The sequence below is a fragment of the Alloyangia pacifica genome, from assembly GCF_003111685.1.
GTDB classification, from domain to species: Bacteria; Pseudomonadota; Alphaproteobacteria; order Rhodobacterales; family Rhodobacteraceae; genus Salipiger; species Salipiger pacificus_A.
In genome coordinates, this window is record NZ_CP022190.1 from 668196 (window position 1) to 692319 (window position 24124).

The following is a 24124-nucleotide window of genomic DNA, read 5'->3' on the forward strand; positions in this document are numbered from 1 at the left end:
GATGGACGCAAGCACCTCGCCGCGCGCCCTGCGGGCGCGCGTCTCCGCGTTGGTTCCAGATTGGATCGGGCTGACCTCCCGCCACACGTTGCGCGCCGACCTCATGGCGGGGCTCACCGGCGCGACGCTTGTGCTGCCGCAGGGCGTGGCCTTTGCCGCCATCGCCGGGCTGCCGGCGGAATACGGCTTTTACACCGCGATGGTCTCGACCCTGATCGCGGCATTGCTAGGCTCAAGCTGGCAGGCGGTCTCGGGGCCCACCACCGCGCTGTCGATCATGCTCTTCGCGACGCTCTCTGGGCGTTACGTGCCGGGTTCGCCCGAGTATATAACCGCCGCGATCACCCTGTGCCTGATGGTAGGGCTCATCCAGCTTGCGTTTGCCCTCGCGCGGCTCGGCGCGCTGGTGGATTTCGTCTCGCATTCGGTGATGACCGGTTTCGTCACCGGCGCCGCGATCCTCATTGCGCTGAGCCAGATCCGCCATGTGCTGGGCGTGGCTTTGCCTTCGACCAGCGATCTCGGCGCCTTTCTCTCTGCCATCCCCGAGGGCGCGCTTGCGGCCGACTGGCGCGCGCTGGCGATCTCTGGCGCGGCCTTCGGCGTCGGGCTCGCGATCAAGCTCTGGCGGCCACTCTGGCCCAACTACCTCGCTGCGCTGATGCTCGCCACCGGCCTCAGCCTGGTGCTCGGTGGCGCCGAGGCGGGCATCGCCACCATCGGCCCGCTGGGAGAGATCGTGCCCAGTATGGCCTTGCCCGACCTCTCGCTCGGCGATCTGCGCGAGTTCGGCGGCGGGGCCATGGCCATCGCCATCGTCGGCCTGCTCGAGGCGCTCTCGGTCTCTCGCGCGCTGGCCCTGCGGTCGGGGCAGATGATCGACGGCAACCGCGAGTTCTTCGCCCAGGGCGTGTCCAACGTCATCGGCAGCTTGTTCCGCTGCTACCCCAGCTCGGCATCGTTCACCCGCTCGGGCATCAACTACGACGCCGGCGCGCGCACGCCGCTCTCCGCGATCTTCTCCTCGGCCTTTCTCTTCGGGATCCTGCTGCTGGTCGCCCCGGCCTTTGCGGTGGTGCCAATCCCCGGCATCGCCGGGGTGATCATGCTGGTGGCCTGGCGGCTGATCGACTTCCGCGAGATCCGCCACCTTGTTTCCTCCTCCTCGACCGAGACGATCATCGCGGGGGTGACCTTCGTCACCGTGCTGCTGATCGATCTGGAAACAGCAATCTACGTCGGCGTGCTGTTGTCGCTCGGCTTCTTCCTGCGCGGCGCGGCCCGGCCTTTCCTCGGGCAGGGGGCGCCGGATCCGTCAACCCCGGGGCGCGTCTTCAAACACGCCGCGCCCAATGGCCTGCAGGAATGCCCGCAGCTGATGGTCTGCCGTCTCGACGGGCCACTCTTCTTCGGATCGGTCGAGTTCCTTCGGCGCGAGTTCCGCCGACTTGAGCGCGAACGCCCGCTGCAGAAGACCATGCTCTTTATCGTCAAGGGAGGCGGCGACATCGATCTGGCGGGCGCGGACCTCATCCTCGACGAGGCGCGCCGGCGCGACCACCTCGGCGGCGCGCTGCACCTGCAGGTGAAGACCCCCCGCACGCTGACCAAGCTCGCACGCTTCAAGGTGCTGCGCAGTTTGACGCGCGATCGGCTGCACCTCTCGAAAGGCGACGCCATAGCCGAGATCGTGCCGAAGCTCGACGCGGGTATCTGCGCCAGCTGCGAGAAGCGCATCTTCCTCGAATGCGCCGGGCGACCCGCACCGGGCGGGGTTCGAAGCGGCGGGAGATCGGCCTCAAGCTAAGCCCTCGGCGTCAGCAGCGCCACGAGGGGCTGGCGGCGGAGACCTCCAAAGCCGCGGAGACCCTCGGCCAGGGAGCGCGCCTATAGCTCGCCCATCTGGTACGCGCCGTAATCTGAGGCGATTACGGGCGGGGCGGCAAAACGCCCCGCTCTTGCAGCAGCGTCAGGATGGCGATCATCGTGCCGGTGCTCAGATCGACCGACCCCTCCAGTCCGAAGCCAAGACCGCCGTTGCCGATTTCCACCGGCCCGCCGGTGCTGAACTGCGGGTCGAGCACGCGCAGCTCCTCGGGCAGGTCGGGACACAGCGGGCGATCCTTGAGCAGGGCATCCACGGCGTCGATGAACAGCGTCCTGGCCGCTTGGGCCCGCGCCCCCTGACGCCCTTCAGAGATCACCGGGAGCGGCGGGTCCCGAAAGCTCAAACACCGCGCAGTTGTCCGACAGCGACGCCGAGACCTCGGCGCGCACGTCGACCTCCTCGGAGTGCTCCAGCGCGCCGCGCTGCCATGCGCTGTCGCCGGTGCGCTCGCAGGTGAAGCTGCGCGCCTCGAGCCGCGCGAGGGCGACGAGGCTCTTCGCCTGCGCGATGGTCTCAAGACCGCGCAGCTCGATCCGCCTGCTGCAGTCGTCGACCAGCAGAGCGCCCTCGACAAGCTCGGGCAAACGCTCTTGCAGCGCGCTCAGGTCGAGCCTTGCGCGCAGCCCGATCCGGGTGGCGCCCACGGCGCTCATCCCAAGGTCGAGACGATAGGGCACGGGGGGGCTCGAGCGTTTGGAGACTCTGGTCGAAACGGAACGTGACCGCGCCCTGCTGCAAGGGGGACAAACCCTCGGCGGCCCCCGGCAGAAACCCTTTCTCCTGCCAGAGCGCCATGAGCCCGACCAGACGTTCAGCGTCGGTTTCCACCGTTCCCGACAGCGCCGCGCCGAGGCCACCATCGCCGATCTCGATCGCGCCGCCGCTGCCGAAATCCGGCGACAAACGTTCGAGCGCCGGCGGCATGTCCGGGCAGATCGGTGTATCGCGCAGGGCCGCGTTCCCCTTGTCGAGAATGGCTTTGCGGACCTTTTCGGTGATCCCGAACGCGGTGCCCAGCCCACCGAGGAACCCACGCGGATCGAGCGCGAGCTCACGCAGCTCGAAGCCCACGCATTCGTCGGTGAGGCCTGCGCCCAGCACGGCGTCGAAATCGACCAATTGGGTCCAGAGATGGGCGCCGCGCGCCCCCTTCTCGGTGTCGCGGCCCTTGCAGCGGTAGAGATCGGCCTTGACGGTGCCGCGCGCACGCACAGCGTCGCCCTCGCCCTCGCCCTCGCCCTCGGCCTGCGTCTGCGTGAGGCCGAGCTCGATCCCCAGCCCGCAATCCGGATCCAGCCGCCCCGAGAGCAGCGACGGAAGATCGCGCTGGATATCTCGCAGATCGACGGCGGCCTTGATCCCGAGCCGCGTGTCGCCAAGCGAGGACAGCCCGAGATAGGCGGTAACGGGCAGTGCGCGGTCTTGCGCCTCGATCCGCTCAGCAAGGCTGAACATCACGTCCCCGGAAAACAGCGCGGCGTCCATCGGCGCATCGGAGACCGCTTGCCGAACGGGCGCTGGCAGGTCGGCGCGCTCGCAGCCTGAGAGCGCCATGACCACCGAAAATCCCGCAAGTGCTGCGCGCCACCGACTGCGAGCTGATCCCGTGTCCGTCATGAGTGACGTCTCCCCTTGGGCCTGCGTGCAAGTCCACCTTGCGTCCCTGGCCGAGATAGCATCGCACGCATTCGGTGTTCGGAGCATGGAGTTGAACGGCGCCCGCAACGTAGAGCCCATCAGAAATACCCGGCGCGACAAAGTGCCTTCGGGTCCAATGACGCACAGCTGCGCGAGGCGGGCCCTCGATGCCAGAAAGGGTGAGCGCAACCGAACCCGACGCTGCCAGTTCAGCCGCGCCGCCCCGCTGTGCCGCCAGCTGGTCAGCCCGGTGTGTACCAGATGGGCGAGGTATAGGCGCGGTCCTGCTGCACCATCACCGCATCTTCAGGCAGATCGAGAGGCCCGTAAAACGCCTCGTCATACGCCAGCCAGGACGGCGTAGGTATCTCCAGCACCCGGACATAATAGTAGGCTGCATGGGCCGGATCGAACTCCGGGTCGGTCCAGAAACCTCCGAGCGCCGCCGAGCCGATGGTGTTGGTGTACTCCGCGCCGTCGACGGTGCTGCCCACCGCAGGCAACTGACCCTTGGCGTCCGGCTCGCGATCCCCGGACCAGACCACGTCAAAGACCTTGGTCTGCGGCTCGCCCGCGTCATCGACCCAGCCCTTCACGATCTGGATGCGGTCGAGATTGGCACCATCGGGATCACGCAGGGCGCGCACCATGAAGCTCGGCGCCACGCCCTCCGGTCCGGCGAAGAGGTCCGCCCCCATCGGCGCGCCGCGGGCATAGCCCGTCTGCGCAAAATCGGGGCGGTGTACCTCGTCCTCTTCGAAATCCCAGCCGGCGAAAACGCGCACGGTGATGCGCGAGCCGGTGGTGGCATAGACCTCCTTGCGCTTGAACGCGTCCCATATCGCCTCCCGGGTGTTCTCCCGCGCCCAGACACCGGCCAGGCCAGAAGCGAGCGCCTCATAGTGCCGGATCGCGATATCCTCGCCAAGAATGACCGGCTGGACAATGAAGTCCTCATAGCGGTTCTCGCCGGTGCCCGGCTCGACGATGCTTGCTTTACCGAAGAAATTGTCCTCGCGGGTGGTGGCGAGCGAGGTATGGCTGTCGGTCGCGCCGATCATGCCGAATTTGAAAGGGTTCGCGCCGATCTCCTGCTCGTACTTAAGCCCTCGCGCCAACGCCTGCCGCGCATATTCCCGCGGCAGCATCTCGGGGGTCTTCAGCTCGGTTCCGAAATTCCCACGGTCCCAGGTGTAGTAGTCCGCAAACTCGTCGTTGGGCGAGAGCATCGGATGCGTCTCGCCGTCGCCCTTCATCTGCGTGACCTCGTAGACGGGCTCCCAGCGCATGCGCCGCTCGGCGTAGTCGATGTCGATCGGCTCACCGTTCATCTTCTCGTTGTCGAACATCAGGCCATTGGAGAGGTTGCCATTGTGGGCAAAGGCCATGACCTGACCGCCGGTCTTCTCTTCGTAGCGTTCAAGCCAGTCCCACAGGTCCTCGGGGTCGCTGCTGTCATAAGTGGAAAAGGGCACGAGGTCTTCGACCTTGTCGGCATCGTCGCGAAACATGACAACACGATGCAAATTGTTTGCGTTCGGTCCCGACGACCATTCGAACCCATGGATGGCGGAAAAGGTGCCGGGCTGATTGAACCGCTCGGCGCTCTCGACGATGCGGTTCCACATGGTCCGCTGCAGGCCGTCGTCGTTTATCATGTCAGTTGCCTCGTTGAGGGCAGCGCCCCACTCGACGTAGGCGCCGATGGGGTCTCCGCCCTTGACGAGATCGTGGAGCTTCCGGCCCCAGATATTTGCCAGCAGGCCGGGGTTTGACTCCGAGATCATTGGCGCAAGACCGAGGTTCTCGGCGTGGTCGGCGACAACCAGGAAATCCAGTGGACGAATGAGCTGCGCGAAAGTCCCTGCCGACGCGCGGACCTTCTCGCCGCGGGCGAAGCGGAACGCCTCGTCCGGGCCGAGGACCTTCCCGATCATACCGGCGTCGGTGGAATAGGAGGTGTGCAGATGGGTGTCGCCCCAGAAGACACGGTTCGGGTAAGACTGATCGACAAAGGGCGAATACTGCGCAACCCCCAGCTGCAGGTCATAGAACTGGTCATTTCGATCGGCACGCCGCTGCGCTTGCGAAATTAAAGAGATTTTCGACGACGGCTTCGGGCTCGATGCCCACCTGGGGCGGCGCAGCGGGCCGAGCACCTGGTCCGTCCCAGTTCCAGGTCACTCCCGCCCCTGACCTTCCGTTCGACAAGATTGTCATCGCTGCGGCACGGCTTGCGGTCTCCTACCAGGCATCAAGACCGCCGACCCTGTCGTCGATGACGCCGGCAATTTGGGGAAGGTTTCTCGACGCGCGGCAGCAAATCTCGGGGTGCGGGCCATACATGCGCGCAGCGATTGGACCTCAAGTGAATCCTCGCCCCGCAGCGCCTTGTGCCACGGACTTGGCGTTCTCCCCAGGGCAACGCGATGGGGATATTTTCGCTCTTGTGCGCAGCACTCTACTCGGGGCAGCTTCGTGGAATCCTTCGACCACCCGTGAGGCGCCATGAGCGGACATTCCCTGCAGCAGACGCTTCTCCCCGACACCCGTGGCCTGCTCGCCGACGAGCCGGGGCTTTCAGTGTTGCTCGGGATCGAGGCTGGCGAGCTGACCGATCTGCCCGACCTGATGGCCGCCGCGCTGACCGCCTGCCTGCCCGAGGGCAGGGCGCGGGCGTGGCTGCGCGGGCTGACGGTGGAACTGTTTCGCCACGATGCCGAGATGTTGGAGACCGCGCTCGACGATCTGCTGGTCACCAGCGCGCGCGACGATCAGCCCGGCGGGGCGCCGCGCGTGCTGCTTTTCGCGAACGGCTATCACGCGCTCTTGTCCTACAGGGTGAGCCGGGCGCTCTGGTTGGTCGGGCGCGAAGAGCTTGCGCTGGCGGTCAAGAGCCAGTTCACCCGGGCGCTCTCGGTCGAGATCTGGCCGCAGGCAACCATCGGTCGCGGCGTCTGGTTCGATCACGGGCTCGGGCTGGTGATCGGCCAGACCACGGTGATCGAAGACGATGTGAGCCTCTGGCACGGGGTCACGCTGGGTTCGAACTTTGTCGATATGGGGGAGGGGCGGCATCCCAAGCTGCGCCGCGGCGCGGTGGTTGGGGCGGGCGCGATGATCCTCGGGCCGGTCGAGGTGGGGGCAGGGGCGACGGTGGCTGCCGGAGCAATCGTGACCAGAGATGTCCCGCCCGGCCATGTCGTGACCGGCCCCCGCGCCGATGATCGCGGCGCCCGGCGTTTCAATGGCTTTGCAACGCTGGCAGAGTTGAAAGGCCGGGCGAAATGACGCCTCTTGGGATCGACCATCCGTTGGTCTGCGTGCGCAATCTGGCCGAGGCGCGCGAGACCTACCTTTCGCTCGGGTTCCTGATGAAGCCTCCGGGAATGCATCCCTGGGGCACCTCGACCGCGCTGGTGATCTTCCGCAATCAACTGCTGGAACTCATGGGGATAGGCGACAAGAGCCTGCTCGACGGGCACCCGGCGGGCGACTTCCGTTTTGGCCGACACGTGCAGCACTGGCTGGCCGAGCGTGAAGGCGTCTCCCTCACGGCGCTCAACTCCGGCGACGCCGCGGCGGATGAAGCGGCCGTCGTCGCGCGCGGCGGTCACTGCGAGGGCACCATCGAGTTCGGCCGCGACGTGACCCGCGATGACGGCGCGCGTGACCGCACCGCCACCACGCTGAAGATCTTCACCCGGCCCGGCCTGCCGCGGCTGTCGATGTTCGCCTGCCAGCAGCACCGGCGCGACCTCATCGAATTCCCCGAGTGGATGGACCACCCCAACGGCGCGCATGGCTTTGTCTCTGCCACGATCCTCGCCGCGCCGGTGGACCAACCTGCGGTAAAGGACTGGCTCGCCACACTGCATGGCCCCGAGGCAGTCACCGAAACCGGCTGGGGCTTCACGGTCGCCACCGGCAAGGGGCACTGGCGGGTACTTAGCCGAGATGCGGCCCGGGTCTTCTTTGGCCCGCTGCCCGAAGACCTTGCTCCGGACGGCGCGCCCTCGGTGATCTCGCTCGACATCGGCTGCCGGGCGCTGGATCGGGTCCGCCCCTTCGTGGACTCGGGCGGGTTCGCCAGTCATGAGATCGGCGGCGCACTTGTCCTGACCGAGCACGCACGGCTGGGCGGCATCCTGCTGACCTTTCGGGAGGCGCCCTCGGCGCCCTGACTTAAGACGGGTCGCGAGAGCGCGTCCCCAAGGAGACCTCATGTTCGACCAAGACCACATCGCCGAAGCCATTGCCTGGCGCCACGACCTGCACCGCCATCCCGAGCTGGGCTTCGAGGAACACCGGACCTCGGAGATGATCGCGGGGCTTCTCACCGAGTGGGGTTGGCGCGTACACCGCGGTCTGGCGGGCACCGGCGTCGTGGCGCAGATGGGGCAGGGCGCGCCGGTGATCGGTCTGCGCGCCGACATCGACGCGCTCCCCATCGTAGAGGCGACGGGCGCGGCCCATGCCTCGACCATTCCCGGCAAGATGCACGCCTGCGGCCACGACGGGCACACCGCCATGCTGCTGCTTGCCGCGCGGCAGATCGCGGCAGAGGGCGTCGAGCAAGGCACCGTCACGCTGATCTTCCAGCCCGCCGAGGAAAGCGAGGGCGGCGCGCGGGTCATGGTCGAACAGGGGCTTTTCACGCAGTTTCCCGTCGACAAGGTCTTCGGCATCCACAACTGGCCCGGCCTCGCACCGGGGCGCTTCGTAGCACGCGACGACAAGATGATGGCGGCCTTCTCGGTCTTTGATATCGAGATCCTCGGCAAGGGCGGCCATGGCGCCATGCCCGAGCAATCCGACGGCGTGATCGCCGCCGCCGGGCGCACCGCCGCGGCGCTGCAAGAGATCCCGGCCCGCGCGCTCTCGCCGCTCGAGCCCGGCGTCGTTTCGGTCACCCAGATCCACAGCGGCTCGGCCTACAACGTCTGCCCCGACCGCGCCGTGCTCAGCGGCACCTGCCGCTGGTTCGGGGCCGAGGCCGGTGACATCATCGAAGAGCGTGTCCGCCGGGTGGCCACCGCCGAGGCCGCCGCACAGGGCTGTACCGCCAACATCGACTACCAGCGCCGCTACCCCGCGACGATCAACTCCGCCCCCGAGGCCGCGCTGGCCCGCGACGTGGCGGCGGAGATGGGGCTCGATACCGCAATGACCGGCCCAAGCATGGCCTCGGAGGATTTCGCCTTCATGCTGAACGAGGTGCCCGGCGCCTACCTCTGGCTCGGGGCCGCGCGCGAGGGCGAGAACCCGGGGCTGCATTCGGCGAAGTTCGACTTCAACGACGCGGTGCTGCCCGCCGGCGCCGAGTTCTGGGTGCGCCTCGCCCGCCGCGCCACGCGGGGCTGATGGACGCGCTCGACAGCCGCTTCCTGCGCGAGTTCCTCGCGGTCGCGCAGGAGGGATCGATCCGCCGTGCGGCAGATCGGTTGAATGTCGTGCCCTCGGCGATCTCGCGCAAGATCGCCGAGGCCGAGGCCCGGCTTGGGGTGACGCTCTTCGAGCGCAGTTCAAAGGGCGTGACGGTGACCGAGGCCGGGGAACTCCTGCGCGAGCACGCGCTGCATCTGCAGGACGAGCAGACCTTCCTTCTCGATCAGATCGGCCGCTACCGCGCAGGACGCACGCAGACCGTGCGCATCGCGCTCGGAGAGGGGTTCACCGCCGACCTGATGGAGAACGGCCTGTCGGAGCTGAGCCGGCTGCAGCCCGACCTGCGCTTTGCCATCGACCACGCCGGCACCGACGAGTTGCAGCGCCGCGTGATCGAGGGAGAGGCCGATATCGGAATCGCCTACAACCCGCTGGTGACCGAGGCGAGCCGCTCGCTGGCCATGGGGCGTCAGCCGCTCTGCGCGGTTGTGCCTGCGAATTCGTCATTGGCGTGTCGGCAAAGTGTCGGGCTGGCCGAGGTGCTGGAGCATCCCGTCGCCATGCTCGATGCGCGCCACGCCATCCGGCACCTCGTCGGGCAGGTCGCCGCCGACCGCGGGCTGGCGCTGCGGGTGCATGTGGAGACCGCCTCCATCGCGCTGTTGATCCGTTACGTGAGCGCGGGCATGGGCGTGACCTTCCTGCCGCGATTTTCCGCGTCCATTCAGGCGGATCGCGGCGATCTGGCGGTGATCGAACTGGACGAGCCGGCGCTCCACCGGGTCAGCACGCACCTCATGGTGCGCGCCCGCCGCCGCCTGCCGAAATCGGTGGACCTGGTGGCGAGCTTCCTGTCCGACCGCATGGTGGCCTTCCGCCCGTGACCTTTGATGTTGCTCTCAGAGCAACGCAATGTGCGCAATGTGCCCCCTACCTGTGAACGCCGTTCCTCCGGTTAGCTGTGTGAAACGCCAGCCGAACGTGGCCGGCGACGCACAACGACAGGAGATCACATGGCGACAGGGACAGGCAAACGGGCCGGGGTGATCGGACTTGGGGCGATGGGCTTCGGCATGGCGTCGAGCCTTGGCCGCGCCGGGTTCGAGGTCGCGGGCTACGATCCATCTCCCGCGGCGCAGGACCGCGCCCGCGAGGCGGGCATCGCGCCCAAGGCAAGCCCAGAGGAGGTCTTCGCCGAAGCGGACGTCATCGTGCTTTCGCTGCCCACGGCGGCGCATGTCGAAGGCGTCATCGCCGCGGCACAGGGCGCGGGGCTGCTGGACGCGGAAGCCGGGACCAAGGTCATCATCGACACCTCCACCTCCGAGGCCGAGGTCAGCCGCAAGCTGGCGGCGACCCTCGATGCGGCGGGTCACGGCTTCCTCGACGCGCCGGTGAGCGGCGGTCCCTCGGGTGCGGCATCGGGAAAGCTTTCGGTGATGCTCGGCGGCGACGAGAAATGGGTCGGCGCAGCGATGCCGGCGCTCGAGGCGATGGCGGCGAAGATCCTCCACGTCGGCCCGAGCGGCGCCGGCAATGTCGCCAAGCTGGTCAACAACATGCTGGTGGCCAGCCATATGGTCACCACGCTCGAGGCGCTGCGGCTCGCAGAGGCGGCGGGCGTTGGCGCGGAAGACGCGCTGCGGGTGATCAACTCAGCGACGGGCCGCAGTGCCATCTCGGAAATCCACTTCCCCAACTGGGTGCTGCCACGCAGCTTCGACAGCGGTTTCAGCACCGGTCTGATGCGCAAGGACGTGCGGCTTGCCCGCGAACTGGCGCAAAGCGTCGGCTGCGCCATGCCGGTGGCGGACCTCGTGGCCGATCTCTGGGCCGAGGAGACCTCGGGCCTGAAGGACGGTGATGATTTCATGCATATGGGCGATCCCGCGGTGGACCGCCTGAGCCAGAAGGAAAAGATGTGATGGCCAAGGACATCGTCGATACCGCCGCCCGCGTGGCCGAGCTGCTGAAGGAGCTGACGGGCTCGTCCGAGGTGCACTCCTGGGTTGGCGGCGAATTGGTGCCGGGCACCGGGCACGCGCTGGAGCTGACCGACCCCGCGACGGGGGAGGTGTTTGCCCGCTACAAGGACGCAGGCGCCAATGTGGTGGCGCGGGCCGCCGACGCCGCAACCCGCGCGCAGAAGGAATGGTTCGCCAAGACCGCCTCCGAGCGCGGCCGCATCATGTTCGAGATTGGCCGGCAACTGCGCGCCAATGCCACCGCGCTGTCGGAGCTGGAAGCCCTCTCCTCGGGTCGCCCGATCCGCGACACCACCGGCGAGCCGGGCCGCATGGCCGAGATGTTCGAGTATTACGCGGGCTGGTGCGACAAGATCACCGGCGACGTGATCCCGGTACCCTCGACGCACCTCAACTACACCCGCCACGAGCCGCTCGGCGTGGTCAGCCAGATCACCCCCTGGAACGCGCCGCTCTTCACCTGCTGCTGGCAGGTCGCCCCGGCGATTTGTGCGGGCAACGGCGTGATGATCAAACCCTCGGAGCTGACGCCGCTGTCGTCGATCGTGGTTGGCATCCTGTGCGAGAAAGCGGGCGCGCCGAAGGGTCTTGTCAACGTCATCGCGGGCGATGGTCCGGGCTCGGGTCAGGCGATGATCGAGAACCCGGCGACGGCGCTGGTGGTTTTCGTCGGCTCCGCCGAGGCGGGAGCCAAGATCGCGGGCGCAGCGGCCAAGCGGCTGGTGCCCTCGGTGCTGGAACTGGGCGGCAAATCTGCCAACATCGTCTTCGGCGATGCCGATCTCGACCGCGCCGTGGTGGGGGCGCAGGCGGCGATCTTTGCGTCCTGCGGTCAGAGCTGCGTGGCGGGCTCGCGTCTGCTGGTGCACCGCTCCGTACATGCGCAAATGGTTGAAAAGCTGAGCATTGCGGCTGGCAATATTCCCGTCGGCGCGCCGATGGACCCGGCGACTCAGATCGGCCCGGTGAACAACCAGCGGCAATGGTCGAAGATCGACGAGATGGTGCGTGAAGCGGTCAGCCAGGGTGCCGAGATCACCAGCGGCGGCGCAAAACCCGCGGCGCTGGCGGCGAGCGGTGGCTTCTTCTTTGCCCCCACGGTGGTCGACCAGGTGACGCCGCAGATGACCATCGCCAACGAAGAAGTCTTCGGCCCCGTGGTCTCGGTGCTGCCCTTCGACACCGAGGAAGAGGCCATCGCGCTGGCCAATGCGACGCCCTACGGGCTGGCGGGCGCGGTCTGGACGCAGGACGTGGGCCGGGCGCATCGCATGGCGGCACAGGTCCGCGCGGGCACCTTCTGGGTCAACAGCTACAAGACGATCAACGTCATGTCGCCCTTTGGCGGTTTCGGCCGCTCGGGCTACGGCCGCTCGTCGGGACGCGAGGCGCTGGCCGCCTACACCCAGACGAAATCGGTCTGGGTCGAGACCGCGGAAAACCCCGCGCAGGGCTTCGGCTACGCGCCGGGCTGACCGGCGGAGTTTCGCCTTCAATTTCTGCCGCGGACCGGGTAGCAGCCCGGTCCCGGCCAATGCGCCCCCCAACGGGGTGACAACAGAGAGGTCCCTCATGCCAATAAAAGACATCCTTCTGGACTGGCGGCTGCATGGCAGCGTGCTCGTCATCACCGTGATTGCCGAGCTTATCGGGGTCATCGCCGTGCCGATCGGCATCGGCTCGATCCTGCTCTTGCCGCTGCTCTACGCCTTCGTCTTGGGGCTGCTGATCAACCCCAACGTGATCTCGGGTGCGCGCGCCCTGATCCGCGACCGCGAGGTACACGCCGCCTCGCCGCTGATCGTCATCGCGATCATGCCCTTCATCGCCAAGTTCGGCACGATCATCGGCCCGTCGATGGAGCAGATCATCGCCGCCGGTCCGGCGCTCATCCTGCAGGAGCTGGGCAACCTCGGCACCATCCTGCTGGCCTTCCCGGTCGCCGTGCTGGTGCTGCGCATGGGCCGCGAGTCCATCGGTGCCTGTTTCTCGGTAGCGCGCGAGCCCAATATCGCGATCATCGCCGACAAATACGGCCTCAAGAGCCAGGAAGGTGCAGGCGTCATGGGTGTCTACGTGATCGGCACGCTCTTCGGCACCTTCATCTTCGCCATCCTCGCCTCGATCCTCGCCACCACCGGGGCCTTCTCGGTCGAGGCGCTGGCCATGGCCTGCGGCATCGGTTCGGGCAGCATGATGGCGGCCTGCTCGGGGGCGCTGGTGCACGCGGTGCCGGACATGGAGGAGCAGATCCTCGCGCTCGCCGGCGCGTCGAACGTGCTGACCTATGCCACCGGTCTCTACCTCTGCGTCTTCGTGGCGCTGCCGCTGACCGAAAAACTCTACGACCTGCTGGGCCGCAAAGAGCCCTCGAAAGCCGGAGCCTGAGCTATGAGCGATATCCGTACTGACGACATCGATCTGACCGAAGACCCCAAGTTCGGCCTCGGCGCCCATGCCGCGGCGCTGGCGGTGGTCTGCGTGATCGCGCTGGTGGGCAACACTGTGGCGACCGAGAACACCGTGCCGCAGGGGCTGGTGGGGCTGATCATCCTGTGGGTGATGTGCATGATCGGCATGGTGCTGACCAAGGTGGTGCCGTTCAAGCTGCCCTCGGTGGCCTGGATCTCGCTGGTCGGCATCCTTGCCACCATGCCCTGGACGCCGGGCAGCGCCTGGATCCTCGACAAGGTCAGCCACGTCAATTTCCTGACGCTGGCGACGCCCTGCCTTGCCTATGCGGGCATCGCGATTGCCCGGCGCGAGATCGAGATCGCCAAGACCTCGGGCTGGAAGATCGCCGTGGTCGCCGTGCTGGTGATGACCGGCACCTACGTCGGATCGGCCATCGTGGCGCAGGCCTTCCTCTGACCGCGCCCTGATCCCCACCACGGGCCGCGCTGCGCGGCCCGTGGACGCCGTCTATCGCCGGGAACGAAGTTCGAAACGGTCTGCATGGAAGCGCGGCGGGTCAACGCCGCACTGTCTGCGATGAGAAACAGGTGTAGACCCCGAAATGGATCGAAACGTCTTCATCTGAAGTCGATCAGCGCGCTGACCAGCAGCTTGGGCGGGATCCACAGCTCTTGGCGAAGCCCCAGTAGACCCCGCGGTCCGCAGTCGGGATATCCAGTTCCATCAAAGGGGGTTTGTTTGTCATCTCTCCTCCGTTCAGACAAATGGGGACCGGGCAGCCTCCTCCGTTTGCCGCGCAGGGCAGCGCGACAGGACTGGACCGGGCCATTGGGAGAATGCGGCGCACCGCAAGGCAGGGGCGGGCATCTCTGCCCGCCCCGAACTGCCCTCAGCTGGGCAGGTATTCCGTGCTCCAGCTTTCGCTGAGCTGTCCGGATTTCAACATCTTCTCGATGGCCGCCTCGGAGTAGCCGAGGTCGGTCAGGATGGCGCGCGTGGACGCGCCGAACTTCTCCGTGGGCGACAGCGCGAAGACCTTTCCGCGTGTCGGACGCACGGCGTAGGGATCAAGCTGAGTCACCTCGTGGCCGCTGGGATGGTCGCTGTAGTGCGAGAAGGAATAGCTGCCGCGATCGGTGCCGGGCGTGCCGTCCGGTTCGCGCGTGTTCTCGGAGCGCAATGCGTCGATGTTGTTGCAGATCGCGCAGCCGATGTCCGCCGCGCGCAACCGGGTGATCCATTCTGACGCCGGATGCATCTGGAACGCCCCGGCCAGGTAGGCCGCCCGGTCGTCCGCGGGCAGGTCCGGCAGGTCTGACAGATCCTCGACATTGCGGAAACGGGGGAGGTCGCGTTCGTAGGCGCAGAGCAGGATGTAGATGCCGGACGCCGTGCTGTAGAAACGGGACAGTGAATCGTAGCCGTTGACCTCCGGACCGGAGGGCTCGTCGAAGAGACCCCTGCCGCGGAAGTCATAGGCGAAGGGCACCTGCAGCAGGCCGCTGTTCGCTGACAGCGACGTCCGGCCGCGCCCGATCCGGCCAAAGCGGTTCTTCTGGTAGAGCGCGGCGGCCACGGCCAGCGCCCCGCCGAAGCCACACATCACGTCGATCGTGCCGACGTGGGCGTGTTCCTCGGGGCGGTCCATCGAGCCGCCGAAGCGCAGCATGATCCCGGTGGTGGCCTGCACGAGGTCATCATAGCCGATGTAATCGGTGCGCGTGCCGCGCCGCACGCCGCCGAAGCAGTCGAGCTTGCAGAAGATCGCCTCGGGGTTCAGCTTGCGCAGGCTTTCCGCGTCCAGCCCCATGCGCCTGATCTGGCTGTCCGGGGCGTTCCAGAAGATCACGTCGACGGATTTCACGAGGTCTTCGAAGACCTTGCGCCCGTGCTCCGACTTTGCGTCGGCAAGGATCGACTTCTTGCCCCGGCCCTGGCTGAGGCCGTAGATCACCGTGCTCCAACTGTCATAGAGGGGTTGCGCCGGGTCGATCTTGATGACCTCGGCACCAAAGCGCGCGAGGTAGCTGGCGGAATGCGGGCCGGCGATGACGTTGCACATGTCGAGCACGCGCACGCCCGAGAGCCACCCCTCCTGTTCGATGCCGTCTTCGGCATCCGGGATCTCGGTGCGCAGCTTGCGCAGCACCTTCAGCGCCTCCTCGACCGTCACCCAGCGGCGCGGTGCGGGGCTCAGGGCCTCCTCGCCGCTTTCTTCCATCCAGACCACCGGGCCGGGCTGGATCATCTCGCCGTACTCCGGATCCCAGACGTCGATCATCAGGCCCGAGGTCTCGGCGTATTCGTCGTTGATCCATTCCTGAAGCCAACGCTGCGGCGCTCCGGGGATGCCAGCCCGGCCGAACATCCGCTTCCACTCGTGGGAGGTTCGGGTCATGAAAACCTCCTTCATCCGCGCCGCGATCTTGTCGGCCCAGAACTTCGGCATCGGATAGACCCCGAGCGATGTATCCGAGACCCACTCGGACTGGGGCTTGTAGGTGTCGTCCTCTTCCTGAAGACCCTCCGCGACCATCTCTTCATAGAGCCCCAGAACCTCGAGGCAGCGGCGCGCGTGATGCTTGTGGCTCGGGCAGACGACGTAGAAGCCGCGCCCGTCCTTGCACATGTAGCTGCGGAAGAAGGGATCGAGCAGTTCCTGCAGATCCTGGTAGGAGACGTTCATCGGCAGGCCTTCGATGCGGCGTCGCTCGATCTCGATCTCACGCTGGGTCAGGTAGCGCTCCGGCATGTCGCCGACCTTGATGGAGTTGTAGCACAGTCCCTCCATCACCGCCGCCGCCAAGGGCACTTCGATCTGGTCGCCGAGGCCGGTCAGTTGCCGCGACTGCAGGGCCAGAACCGTCGCCGAAGCGGCGATCTGCGAGGCATAGGCCGAAGCCAGAGGCAGCGGCGAGAACGAGGGATTCAGACCCATAAGTACGCGGTTCAGCCCCATGTCGGTGAAGACCCCCGAGCTGGCGGCGACAACGCTTTCGAAGGCGCGCTGCTCGCGGCGCTCTGCGTCGTTCGACGCAAAGCCCGGCAGGGAAACCGTGATCAACTCGGGGCGCTCCTTGCGCATCTCGGCAAAATCGAGCCCCAGCGCGGCAAGTTTTCCGGGGCGGAAATTCTCGACGATAATGTCGGCCTCGGCACAGAGCGCCCGCGCCTCGGCCAGTCCCTGTTCGGACTTGAGGTCGAGGTTCACGATCAGCTTGTTGCGCATCAGCGTGGCATTGGCCGGGCTGTCCCACATCGGGCCGTCCAGCGGATCGACGTGGATGACCGTCGCGCCCAGATCGCCGAGCAGCATCGCCACGGCGGGGCCCGCGATATATTGCCCGAAATCGACCACTTTGACCCCGGTCAGGGGCAGGTTCGAGAAAGAAGTGCGCATGGTTCCTCCGCGGTTGAACGCAGGTGTCATTGGCCGGCCAGGATCCAGCGTGCTGCTTTTTCCGCGATCATCAGCGTCGGCGAGTTGGTGTTGCCGCTGGTGATTTCCGGCATGATGCTGGCATCGACCACCCGCAGGCCGTTGACGCCCTTCACCCTCAGGTGCGGGTCGAGCACGGCGGTGTCATCGTCGTCGCGGCCCATTTTCACGGTGCCGACCGGGTGAAAGATCGTGTTGGCGATGTCCCCGGCCAGCTTCGCGAGGTCGTCGTCGCTCTGGTACTGGATGCCGGGTTTGAATTCCTCGGGGCGGTAGCCCGCCATCGCAGGCTGCGCCATGATCCGCCGCACCTGGCGAAGGCTGTCCGCCGCGACCTTGCGGTCGTCCTCGGTGTCCAGATAATTCGGCGAGATCATTGGCGCATCGCGGAAATTGGCGGAGCGGAGGCGCACGGTGCCACGGCTGCTGGGGTTGAGGTTGCAGACGCTGACCGTGATGGCGGGGAAGGCGTGCAGAGGTTCCCCGAAGGCGTCGAGACTGAGCGGCTGGACGTGATACTCGAGGTTGGCGTGCGCCCGCGTCTCGTCGGAGCGGGTGAAGGCGCCGAGCTGGCTGGGTGCCATGCTCATCGGGCCGGAGCGCCGGAAGGCATATTCCATGCCGATGTTCGCCTTGCCGAACAGCGTGCTGGCGAGGGCATTCAGCGTCCGCGTGCCGGTGACCTTGTAGACCGCGCGGATTTGCAGGTGGTCCTGCAGGTTCTCTCCCACCGGGGCATCGCGCAGGACCTCGATGCCATGGGTGCGCAGCAGACCTGCCGGCCCGATCCCGGAAAGCTGCAGGATCTGCGGCGAGTTGATTGCACCGGCCGACAGGACGGTCTCGCGCGGCGCGGTCACGCTCACTGTCCGGCCCTTGTGGCTGACCCGAACGCCGGTGCACCGGGCAACGCCATCCGGTCCGGTCTCGAAGGTCAGCTTCTCGGCCTGGGCCTCGGTCCAGACCGTCAGGTTGCGGCGCTGCCGCGCGGGCCGCAGGAACGCCTTGGAGGTGTTCCACCGCCACCCAGACCGCTGGTTGACGTCGAAATAGCCGACCCCCGCGTTGTCACCGCTGTTGAAGTCGTCGGTCTTCTCGATGCCGGCCTCTTCGGCGGCATTGGCGAAGCTGTCGAGCACATCCCACCGCAAGCGCTGCTTTTCGACACGCCACTCCCCGCCATGACCGTGCATGTCGGAGAACCGCTCGTTGTCGCCCGTCTTCGGATCTGCACCGCCGTCCAGCTTGTAGTGATCCTCATGCGCCTTGAAATCGTTCAGCGAGCTATCCCATGACCAGTCTTCTTCGCCAGTCAGGGCAGCCCAGTTGTCGTAGTCGCGGGCCTGACCCCGCATGTAGATCATGCCGTTGATCGAGGAGCAGCCGCCCAGCGTCTTGCCTCGGGGGTAGCGCAGGGTCCGCCCGTTCAGGCCCTTGTCGGCTTCGGTGTTGTACATCCAGTCGGTGCGCGGGTTCCCGATGCAATAGAGGTAGCCCACGGGGACGTGGATCCAGTGGTAATTATCAGGTTTGCCCGCTTCGAGCAGCAGCACGCGGTTCTGCGGGTCGGCAGACAGGCGGTTGGCCAGGAGGCAGCCTGCGGATCCGCCGCCAATCACGATGAAATCAAATTCGGATGCAGGTTTAGCCATGATGTCCCTCGCCGTTCGGCAGGACATGCACCCCGCCCTGCATCGCGCCGCGACGGCGGACGATTGGGTCGAAGGCTCCTCCCTGCGCTTCTGTGGATCGAGGTTAAAAAGGCCGGATGCGTTTTCCCAATGACTAATTTCTGTGACTGATATTAAGATTCTTAATATGGAACGGATTTTCAATCTCAATGGCCTTCTGGCCTTCGTCACTGTCGCGCGGGTGGGCAGCGTTTCGCGTGCCGCCGAAGTGCTGAACCTGACGCAGCCCGCGATCAGCCATCAGATCAGGCGCCTCGGTGAAGAAACCGGCGTCACCTACTTCAAGCGCGCGCCGCATGGGCTCGACCTGACGCCGGACGGCAAGGCGTTGTTGCCGAAGGCCGAAGCCGTCCTGAACGCCATGGCAGACTTCCGGCAACACGCCATCGGGCGGGTCGGGCAAGTCTCCGGGGCGCTCCGCATCGGGACGATCGTGGACCCCGAGTTCATCCGGCTCGGCCGCCTCCTGAGCCAGTTGGGCGCGGCGCATCCCGGCATCACCACGGAACTGGTGCATGGCATTAGCGGCGAAATCCTCGAGAAGCTGCATCGCCGCCAGATCGACGCCGGGTTCTACCTGACGGACCCTGGCGCGGTTGACGCGCTTGCGTCGCAAGACGCCATGCACGTGAAGCAGCTCGCCACATTCACCTACCGCATCATCGCCCCGGTCGGCTGGGATTCCCGTGTCGCCACAGCCGATTGGAGCGACTTGGCGAAATTGCCGTGGATCGGAACGACCGCGGCCTCTGTCCACAACCGGCTTCTGGGTCGGATCTTTGCGGACCATGGCTGTACGCAGAACGTCGTCGCGCTGGTGGACCACGAGGCGTCGATGCTGGAGATGGTGCGCGCAGGGGTGGGCCTGTGCCTGTGCCGCGAAACCATAGCTCTGGACCAGCAGCATTCCTTCGGCCTCAGCCTGTGCGAGACCCAAAGCGTTCCCGCCTGTCTCGTCATGTTGTCGCTGAAATCACGCGAGGCGACTCCGGTCGTCGCCGCGCTCTTCAGCCAGCTCGCGATCATTTGGGGATGACGCCCGATGGGAGAGAACAAAGGCTCGGGCCTGGAGAAAGGACCGGGTCGAGGCTCGTTTCCGAGGCCGCTCGCACGCGCGAGGCGTCACCAAGGTGCAGCCAGGACCGGCTCATCGACCTGTTCCTGACTGCCGGACCCGTCAGCGACTATATCGGGGCGCGTGCCCTGGCTAGCGGGTTGCCCAACGTGAAATGGCTGCTCGGAAATCGTGGCTACGATGCCGATTGGTTCAGAGAAGCTGTGCAGGGCACAGACCCCAAGGCATCCAAGGCCCAGACCTGAGCCACAATCCCCATAGCACCGAAATCTGCCCGCGCTTTGCTCCTTGTCAGATTTGTCGCCGCTGGATCGCAAGCATCCAGCAGCCACAAACCTTGGACGAGGACGAAGCGGTCATTCCCTGCACCAGATCGCTTGTCAGATCTCCAAGCGCTGCAAGAAGTGGTGTGCTCTTCTGAAGACGCCGCGCGTCATCTGCCTGTCCTCACCCCCTCAAGAAGGATATCGTTCAAACTCTCACCGTGCAGAACCGAGATGTCTCCGGTGGATTCGAGCACGACCGCACGAACTTCCCTGAGGTCCAAAACATTGGCTTCGCGGAGTTTTGCGATGACGTCGCTGCGGGAGGTTCGCGTGCGCAACAGCGAGGCCTCCTGAAACTCACCGTCACGCATGAGCAAGGTCGGGGTGTTGCCGATCAATCCCTCGAAATCGTCACGCCGTGCGCGCGTCCGCGAGACGCCATACTGGATTCCGAGAAGAGCAGAAACGGCGATGAGAGCCTGCGCGACCCCGCTCCAGGTCGTCGCTTGGACGCATCCGGCCAGAAGTGACCCGATGGCGATCGTGGTGACGAAATCGAATGATGTCATCTTTGAGAATGCGCGCAAACCGATGACCCGAACGCAGATCACGACCCACGCCAGGCCGACCAGGGCAAGCAGCGTGCCGCGAAGGACAATATCGAGAGCAGCAATATCCGTGAACATCAGGTCGCCTTCCGCTGCTTGGCGCGTTGGTGGAAGAGGTGTGCAAGGGTCAGGACCAGCACGTAGGAAACGGCCCCAAGGTAGCGCTCGTAGATGCCGTCGACCGCCGTGGGCAGAAAGAAGAAGGTGGGTGCCGAGGCACACCAGACGACGCCGGTACCAATCAGGATCGTGCGATACCTTGGGCCGACCCGGGCTGCCCCGCGCGCCAAGGCAAAGCAGGCCGTGGCCATGGCGAGACCCAGCGCATAGACTAGGTAGGTGTGGATCACCCAGCCCTCGCTGTCATTGTCGCCGTATTCGTTGCGGGCCCCAATGAGGAAAACCAGAAGGCCAAAGACGATGAGTGCAATGATCCCGACACTCCAATCCCAGGCGCCGAGGTGGACATGCGCCGCCAGCACCGCAAGACCGATCAATGCCGCGGAAAAGGCGTAGAGGCCTGTATCGACGATGAACTCATAGCGCCCTGCGCCGAGATCACTGATGGTGTCCGCAATCCAGTCGTGGTCGGGAACAACGAAATCAGCGATCAAGATAGAGGTGGCGAGCGCTACGCAACCGAAGATCGCCAGCAGAACAAGAGCGTGCATAAGAGCAGGTCGCTCGGCGGTTTCGGCGGGCAACTGGCGGGGGGTCTCCGCGGTTAGTGGCATCTGAGCTCCTCGGGATAAAGGACCAACGTTCCCGGGGCTCATTGGTTCATTTATTAAGGATGTGCTCTGATCCCACCCCTCCCGACAGCTTTTTTGCTCGTTGGGCCGATGTCTTGGGTCGATGTTGCAGCAATTGCGCTGGTGGCAATTGCTGCACGCGATATCAGGGGCGACCCTACGCTTCAGCCAGTCTGCCGCGTGGAGAGGTTGAAGAAGAAGCGGACCATCTCGGCGCTCGCATCCGGGCCTTTCGGATCGGTATAGCTGCCTGCGGGCTGTCCGCCGGACCACGCATGTCCCAGCCCCTCGACGACCCAGTGTTCGACCGCTTCCGTGCCTGCGCCGTCGTAGGTCGTGCCAAGTTTATAGGACCGACCCCCCGCCGCGCCCGCAGCTTCGGTTTGAAGGCTCTGCGCCGGGCCGCCCTCGAGAGCCTGCCGGACGATACCTGCGCCGTTGGACGGGTGCACGGTGGCATCGGCATCCCCGTGAAAGACGATGGTTCGCGTGGGTGCCTTGCGCGGTGCGCTACCGGCCTCACGACCGGCCATGGCCGAAAAGGCCGAGGGCACATCTTTCGCGGCCCCCGCGGGCAGACCCGAATGCGCGCCCACTGCCTTGAACAGCTCCGGGTAGGCGCCGCCAAGGATGACTGCCATTGCCGCGCCCGCCGAGAGACCCGCCACGAAGACCTTGTCCCCCGGTATGGCATGGCGCGCGATGACCTCGCGCGTCAGGCCGGCAAGGATCGCTGGCTCGCCCCGATCCCGCGTCTGGTCACCGCGGCTGAACCAGTTCCAGCAGGACTGGGCGTTGTCGCCGCGCGATTGATGCGGGTAGACCACAACGAACCCATGCTGCTCGGCGAGGGCGTTCATGCCGGTCCCGGCGGCAAAATTCTCCGGGGTCTGGGTGCAGCCGTGAAGCATCACCACGAGGCCGGTGATCCCCTCCTGCGCAGAGGCGGGCACGTAGGTGCGGTAGCGGCGCGTTCCGGCGGCGCAGGTGAAACTGTCCTCGGCGAATTGTGCGCCGTCCGGAAGATCGGCGGGCGGCGTGGCGGGCCGGCCGTCAGGGTGTAGGCGCGCCATCAGGCCGGAAAGCGCCGAGGTCAGCGTTTCATTGCCGTCACCGGCGGGCGGCCCGGCCACCGGTCCGGCCGTCAGGCCGTGCTGGGCGAGGGTTCTGGTCACGAGGTCGTTGGCGGAGGCAAGCCGCGCAGCGCGCGTTTGCCCGGTCGCCGGGCGCCATGCGCCGGCGTTGAGATTGATCATCTGGTCCGTCCTTGTAAGAGCCGACGCTACAGGATGCGGTCGGCGAGGGCCTTCTTGATGTCCGCGGACGCCTGGAGGCTGCCGAGAACGGTGATCGAGCCGATGGTCGCCCGGGCGAGGTCGGGCGTGACGTCTGAGCCGATGCGGGCGAGGCCCACGACCTTGATATGCAGGACCTCGCCCGCCGCACGAAGCTGTTCGAGCTCCGCCCGGCCGAAATCCCGAAGGCCGAGCTCCATGGTGTGGCGCTCGATGGAGCGGTCGACAGCCTCTCCATGTGTATCCAGTTGCTTGCGGATCGCCGTGCGGATGAAGTCGCTGCGGTTCGAGTAGAACCCCTCCTGCACCAGCAGATCAATGCGACCCAAGTCGACAAAGCCGAGATTGATGGTGATCTTCTCGTTGTCGGGCTGCTTGCCCCTGAGCTGTCTTACCTCGGCCATCATCGTTTCTCCATCTGCATGGATGGCATATGGATGTTCTTTTGTGGAGTGCAAGGGGCCAGGCACGTTAGTCTGTAGTGAGATCGCGCCACGAGCGTACCTAAGCCCGCTTAGGGGCATGGCGCTCGCCATCTGCCTTTGCTGCAGGGACAAGTGCAGCAGGGCCCGCCTTTGTCCGCCGCCTCAAAACGCCCAACAGCCTCACGCCGTAGGAGTACATTATCAACCCGATCCAAAGGACACCGGGACTGAACACTTAAGCCTGCTTATCTCAGCTATCTCTCAGGGCAGGCGGACCAAGGATTATCCGGCAAAGTGAATTTCCGACGCAAATCTTGGGTGACACGTCGATAACGCAGAACTTTGCGGAAAAATCGGACCGGATGGGCCAGCATATCGCCAAGCGGCGTCATAACCGCGGCCAATTGCCCGCTGCCGCTGGTCGATTGCGGATTGCCAATGCGGTAGACTGCCCCCGCAAAGGGCAAGTCCTGCAGCGGATGGCCCTGCGCTGCCAAATCTTCGTGGATAAAAATATGACTGCCCAAGCGGCGTTTGATGGCCGCGATGTCTGGATCTCCATTGGCCTTGGAAAACGAACCCAGCAGGTCGCGCCGGATAATATGCGACGTGCCGCACATCATGTGAAATCCGGGTTTCGCAAAACACCAGCCGCCCCCGCTCCAGACATAGCCTTCGTGGATGTTCCAGCCTGGGGCATCGCGGTGGGCATCCACGAACGCAGCCAACCCGCAATGTACGAAGTCGTCAAGATCAACAACCATAACACAGGACGTGTCTGAGATACCCTTCAATCCGGCGTAGATCCGTAGTCCCTTGTCGTGGCGAACGGCGTCGTAATACAATTGCCGGTTCGCTTTCCTGTCGGGCAGGTCCGGCAGCGGCAGGTCCACTCTGACGATGCGGCAGTTCCGGGGCATGTCCGGCAATGGAGCCCCGGCATTGGCAACCACGACACATTCCCAGTTGGTCGACGTCTGCGCCGAAACAGATGCTAGCGTCTGACGAAGATAGCTCTGCAGCGCGCTCCAATCCGTGACGGATCTGGGATGACGGACTGGAATGATAAAGACAAGGGATGTCGTCATGGCGGGCATAGCTTTCATTGGGGCATGGTTTTCAGCGCCTTGTGCTCAGGGTCTGGTGCAGGGCGCAAGGCTCGGAGTGACGACACTCGGCAATGCCATGCCATAGGTATTTAGTATCGGCGCGTGATATATTGTATTTGGATGAATATTTATTAATCGGGTATACATATC

General features: G+C 65.6%; 21 protein-coding genes and 1 pseudogene. 11 read left to right on the top strand and 11 right to left on the bottom strand.

The genetic code is table 11. From position 1 onward, the window contains the following. The first annotated feature begins 1 nt into the window (after position 1). A complete protein-coding gene (locus CEW88_RS16065) occupies positions 2 to 1807 on the top strand; it encodes a SulP family inorganic anion transporter (protein ID WP_254694531.1) in 1806 nt (601 codons plus the stop codon). 121 nt (positions 1808 to 1928) lie between these two features. Here CEW88_RS16065 and CEW88_RS16070 read toward each other — a convergent pair whose 3' ends face one another. From CEW88_RS16070 to CEW88_RS16085, 4 genes are all read right to left on the bottom strand, one after another. Next, positions 1929 to 2204, bottom strand: a complete 276-nt coding sequence (locus CEW88_RS16070; RefSeq protein WP_159099638.1) for a hypothetical protein — start codon at positions 2202 to 2204, stop codon at positions 1929 to 1931. Beyond that, positions 2194 to 2472 carry a hypothetical protein gene (locus CEW88_RS16075; protein WP_108968830.1) on the bottom strand — a complete coding sequence of 93 codons (279 nt, stop codon included), beginning with the start codon at positions 2470 to 2472 and terminating at the stop codon, positions 2194 to 2196. Before CEW88_RS16075 ends, CEW88_RS16070 begins: the two co-directional genes overlap by 11 nt. Continuing rightward, positions 2402 to 3505: a hypothetical protein gene (locus CEW88_RS16080; protein WP_159099639.1), complete on the bottom strand. Its 1104-nt coding sequence runs from the start codon at positions 3503 to 3505 to the stop codon at positions 2402 to 2404. Before CEW88_RS16080 ends, CEW88_RS16075 begins: the two co-directional genes overlap by 71 nt. Positions 3506 to 3768: 263 nt before the next feature. After that, positions 3769 to 5685, bottom strand: a complete 1917-nt coding sequence (locus tag CEW88_RS16085; RefSeq protein WP_254694532.1) for a DUF3604 domain-containing protein — start codon at positions 5683 to 5685, stop codon at positions 3769 to 3771. Positions 5686 to 6034: 349 nt separating this feature from the next. Between CEW88_RS16085 and CEW88_RS16090 the strand changes: the two genes are divergently transcribed. From CEW88_RS16090 to CEW88_RS16125, 8 genes are all read left to right on the top strand, one after another. Further along, on the top strand, positions 6035 to 6817 hold the full coding sequence (locus tag CEW88_RS16090; protein ID WP_108968834.1) for a serine O-acetyltransferase: 783 nt from the start codon (positions 6035 to 6037) through the stop codon (positions 6815 to 6817). After that, positions 6814 to 7710, top strand: coding sequence for a VOC family protein (locus CEW88_RS16095; RefSeq protein ID WP_108968836.1), 897 nt, complete (start codon positions 6814 to 6816; stop codon positions 7708 to 7710). Before CEW88_RS16090 ends, CEW88_RS16095 begins: the two co-directional genes overlap by 4 nt. A 40-nt stretch (positions 7711 to 7750) precedes the next feature. Further along, on the top strand, positions 7751 to 8890 hold the full coding sequence (locus CEW88_RS16100; protein WP_108968838.1) for a M20 aminoacylase family protein: 1140 nt from the start codon (positions 7751 to 7753) through the stop codon (positions 8888 to 8890). Continuing rightward, positions 8890 to 9798 (top strand): LysR family transcriptional regulator, encoded by a 909-nt coding sequence (locus tag CEW88_RS16105; protein WP_108968840.1) that lies wholly within the window; start codon positions 8890 to 8892, stop codon positions 9796 to 9798. The genes CEW88_RS16100 and CEW88_RS16105 overlap by 1 nt, the downstream gene beginning before the upstream one ends. 129 nt (positions 9799 to 9927) lie before the next feature. Continuing rightward, on the top strand, positions 9928 to 10839 hold the full coding sequence (locus tag CEW88_RS16110) for an NAD(P)-dependent oxidoreductase (protein WP_108968843.1): 912 nt from the start codon (positions 9928 to 9930) through the stop codon (positions 10837 to 10839). After that, positions 10839 to 12374, top strand: coding sequence for an aldehyde dehydrogenase family protein (locus CEW88_RS16115; protein WP_108968845.1), 1536 nt, complete (start codon positions 10839 to 10841; stop codon positions 12372 to 12374). The genes CEW88_RS16110 and CEW88_RS16115 overlap by 1 nt, the downstream gene beginning before the upstream one ends. Before the next feature lie 97 nt (positions 12375 to 12471). Next, on the top strand, positions 12472 to 13287 hold the full coding sequence (locus CEW88_RS16120; RefSeq protein ID WP_108968847.1) for a DUF3100 domain-containing protein: 816 nt from the start codon (positions 12472 to 12474) through the stop codon (positions 13285 to 13287). A gap of 3 nt (positions 13288 to 13290) precedes the next feature. After that, entirely contained in the window at positions 13291 to 13770 is a 480-nt protein-coding gene (locus CEW88_RS16125) for a hypothetical protein (RefSeq protein ID WP_108968849.1), read from the top strand. Positions 13771 to 14203: 433 nt separating this feature from the next. Here the strand turns inward: CEW88_RS16125 and CEW88_RS16130 are convergent, their stop codons facing one another. Together CEW88_RS16130 and CEW88_RS16135 are read right to left on the bottom strand one after the other, a co-directional pair. Beyond that, positions 14204 to 16714 (bottom strand): CoA transferase, encoded by a 2511-nt coding sequence (locus CEW88_RS16130; protein ID WP_108968851.1) that lies wholly within the window; start codon positions 16712 to 16714, stop codon positions 14204 to 14206. 26 nt (positions 16715 to 16740) lie between these two features. Further along, positions 16741 to 18405: a GMC family oxidoreductase gene (locus tag CEW88_RS16135; protein WP_108968853.1), complete on the bottom strand. Its 1665-nt coding sequence runs from the start codon at positions 18403 to 18405 to the stop codon at positions 16741 to 16743. A 166-nt stretch (positions 18406 to 18571) separates the two neighbouring features. On the opposite strand from CEW88_RS16135, the gene CEW88_RS16140 reads away from it, so the two are divergent. Both CEW88_RS16140 and CEW88_RS16145 read left to right on the top strand, forming a co-directional pair. Continuing rightward, positions 18572 to 19480 (top strand): LysR family transcriptional regulator, encoded by a 909-nt coding sequence (locus CEW88_RS16140; RefSeq protein WP_108968855.1) that lies wholly within the window; start codon positions 18572 to 18574, stop codon positions 19478 to 19480. Positions 19481 to 19578: 98 nt separating this feature from the next. After that, positions 19579 to 19728 (top strand): annotated as a pseudogene (locus CEW88_RS16145) (IS5/IS1182 family transposase); the annotation flags it as partial. Between the two features lie 224 nt (positions 19729 to 19952). On the opposite strand, the gene CEW88_RS16150 reads toward CEW88_RS16145, so the two are convergent. The 5 genes from CEW88_RS16150 to CEW88_RS16170 form a co-directional block, all read right to left on the bottom strand. Next, complete coding sequence (locus CEW88_RS16150; RefSeq protein WP_108968856.1) at positions 19953 to 20471, bottom strand: DUF421 domain-containing protein; 519 nt, start codon at positions 20469 to 20471, stop codon at positions 19953 to 19955. Beyond that, positions 20471 to 21127 carry a DUF998 domain-containing protein gene (locus CEW88_RS16155; RefSeq protein WP_108968858.1) on the bottom strand — a complete coding sequence of 219 codons (657 nt, stop codon included), beginning with the start codon at positions 21125 to 21127 and terminating at the stop codon, positions 20471 to 20473. The genes CEW88_RS16150 and CEW88_RS16155 overlap by 1 nt, the downstream gene beginning before the upstream one ends. A 182-nt stretch (positions 21128 to 21309) precedes the next feature. After that, entirely contained in the window at positions 21310 to 22401 is a 1092-nt protein-coding gene (locus CEW88_RS16160) for an extracellular catalytic domain type 1 short-chain-length polyhydroxyalkanoate depolymerase (protein ID WP_108968860.1), read from the bottom strand. Positions 22402 to 22427: 26 nt separating this feature from the next. Next, positions 22428 to 22844 (bottom strand): CopG family transcriptional regulator, encoded by a 417-nt coding sequence (locus CEW88_RS16165; protein ID WP_108969877.1) that lies wholly within the window; start codon positions 22842 to 22844, stop codon positions 22428 to 22430. 275 nt (positions 22845 to 23119) lie between these two features. Further along, a complete protein-coding gene (locus CEW88_RS16170) occupies positions 23120 to 23953 on the bottom strand; it encodes a glycosyltransferase family A protein (RefSeq protein ID WP_159099640.1) in 834 nt (277 codons plus the stop codon). Positions 23954 to 24124 lie beyond the last annotated feature (171 nt).